Genomic DNA, 2,371 nt, shown 5'->3' on the forward strand with positions numbered 1-2,371 from the left:
TACCTTAAAGTCTGCACCAAAGTTTGTAGCGGAGGTAATAATCTTGATCCCCCTTTTTCTATATCCTGGCGTACCGGACTTGTCATCTAAAAACCTAGATCCGATAACTACATCAACATTATTTTCTTGCAGTGTGTTTACTAGAAGAGGAATCTGTCCTGGGTCATGCTGCCCGTCTCCGTCAATTATTGTAAGAATATCGGCATTTTCTTGTCTTGCCCTATCAAATAGCGTAATCACTGCAGCTCCATATNGAATCTCCGTTGTATGATACGGTAATTGGGACCTCGGCAACTGAAAGACCCTTGTTTGATATTTTTAGTAAGATTTCTGTTGATACGGACATTCCTGTTTCCGTTGGATGAATGGAATCTATTGCTCTTTTAGAGTATGATCTAAAACCAGACTGAGCATCGCTTACTTTAAAGTCTGCACCAAAGTTTGCAGCAGACGTTATTATTTTGATTCCTCTTTTTCTATATCCAGGTGTACTGGATGTATCATCTAAAAATCTAGAGCCGATAACCACGTCGACATTATTTTCTTGCATTGTGTTTACCAGAAGAGGAATCTGTCCTGGATCATGTTGACCATCTCCGTCAATTATGGTAAGTATGTCTGCATTTTCCTTTCTTGCCCTGTCAAACAATGTAATAACTGCAGCTCCATATCCTTGGTTTTTTTCGTGCGATATTACCGTAGCTCCGCTTTGTTTTGCAATCTGTGCCGTTCTATCGGTTGAACCGTCGTCTACAACTATGACTCTATCAGAATACTGTAATGATCTTTTTACTATATCTCCGATTGTCTTTTCTTCGTTATATGCAGGAATGCCGACAAGTTTCATGATTTGTATAAACTCTCTATCCAGTCTTCTAATGTAGTTTGCGGTTTCCAGTCAAGAAGTCTTTTTGCAAGGGAAACATCAGCTTGGCTTGCTCTCACATTTCCCTCTTTTTCAGAGGCAAATACTGGTTTTATGTCAAGTCCGGAATATTTTGTGAACATGTTGGCAAGTTGTAGAATTGATGTGGTAATGCCAGAGCCTATGTTGATAAAAGCCAAGCCTGTATTTTTCTCCATTGAGGACATGGTTGCNCCTTACATTTCCCTCTTTTTCATTGACAGAGACTGGCTTGGTATCCAGTCCGGAATATTTTATGAACATATTTGCAAGCTGTAGAATAGATGTTACAGTGCCAGAGCCTATATTGATAAAAGTCGAGCCTGTGTCTTTTTCCATTGCAGATATTGTTGCCCGTACTACGTCTTGTATATGCACAAAGTCACGTAGTTGATTTCCGTCGCCGTCAATCACAGGCGGTTTTTGTCTTTGTATGTTTTGGTAAAATTGTGTGATTACCCCTGTGCCTGTTATCATGGCCTGTCCGTAAACGTTGTAGTAGCGCAGTCCGACAATATCGCAGTCCTTTGAGTAACGTATCGCAAGATTTTCTGCCTCTAGCTTTGTCATCCCATACGGGTTTATTGGATCCCTTTTTTCAGATTCGGAGGTAGGAATGTTTTTGGTATTGCCATATACACTTGAGCTTGATGCAAATACTGTCTTGATGTGGAATTTTTCTGCAATCTGAAATACGTTCCCTGTTCCCTTGACGTTAACGTCATTGTACTCTTTTTGTTTTAGGTATGATTCTGATACAGATGTAAGTGCTGCAAGATGAAATATTCCGTCATTTCCCTGGAGAACTTTTTCTAGGTTTTTGTAATCTAGTACGTCTATATCATGAAATGATATTTTTTTCAATATACCATCAAGGTTTGACTTGGTTCCGGTAGAAAGATTATCTATTATTTTTACCGAGTCTCCCTTTTCTAAAAGAGCCTTTGCCAAGTGACTACCGATAAATCCTGCACCACCGGTTATAACATAATTCATCATGGGTACCTCAATTTCCTTTCATTAAAGTCAATCTGATTTTCATGGAAAAAAATTGTATGATGTAATCTGCCAAATCATTATACTATCGTCTAATCTGTTCTGCAAGTCAGCGATTCCGTTCAAGTTTTAAGGTACTTGATTTTATGCAAAACATGGCCGGTTCCAAGACAGGTTCGGAAGATGCAGAAGTGCCAAAGGTCAGACAGACAAACAAGATCCTTCCGTGGGCAGTCTTTATTCCCACACTTGTCATTGTACTGATCAGCATAACTTCGTTGGTTTTTCCTGCTCTAATAGTGCGTGCATCAAGTCCATTTCATTCAGATGTCTTGGGAACAGAGGTCATTGATCCATTTACTCCGGGATTTCTTGCGGCTCCTTTGATTGGGGTAAATCTCTTGGTTTTAGGAATTGGAATTGCTTACTACAAGGGAACAAAGGCAAGAGAATTGATAAAAAAAATTGCAA

Annotated in this window: 1 protein-coding gene and 4 pseudogenes; 1 reads left to right on the plus strand and 4 read right to left on the minus strand. The window is 39.4% G+C overall.

All coding sequences use genetic code 11. The features are described 5' to 3' along the window. The 4 genes and pseudogenes from DYY66_RS08495 to DYY66_RS16385 form a co-directional block, all read right to left on the minus strand. On the minus strand, positions 1–240 hold a 240-nt coding region (locus DYY66_RS08495; RefSeq protein WP_309223996.1), incomplete at its 3' end, for a glycosyltransferase. A gap of 14 nt (positions 241–254) precedes the next feature. Beyond that, positions 255–847, minus strand: a pseudogene (locus tag DYY66_RS08500) (glycosyltransferase family 2 protein); the annotation flags it as partial. Further along, positions 844–1,098, minus strand: a pseudogene (locus tag DYY66_RS13175) (hypothetical protein); the annotation flags it as partial. The pseudogenes DYY66_RS13175 and DYY66_RS08500, both read right to left, overlap by 4 nt. A gap of 1 nt (position 1,099) precedes the next feature. Further along, a pseudogene (locus tag DYY66_RS16385) lies at positions 1,100–1,903 on the minus strand (NAD-dependent epimerase/dehydratase family protein); the annotation flags it as partial. 143 nt (positions 1,904–2,046) lie between these two features. On the opposite strand from DYY66_RS16385, the pseudogene DYY66_RS08515 reads away from it, so the two are divergent. Next, positions 2,047–2,371, plus strand: a pseudogene (locus DYY66_RS08515) (hypothetical protein); the annotation flags it as partial.

This window comes from Candidatus Nitrosotalea sp. FS, from assembly GCF_011319475.1.
Lineage (GTDB): Archaea > Thermoproteota > Nitrososphaeria > Nitrososphaerales > Nitrosopumilaceae > Nitrosotalea.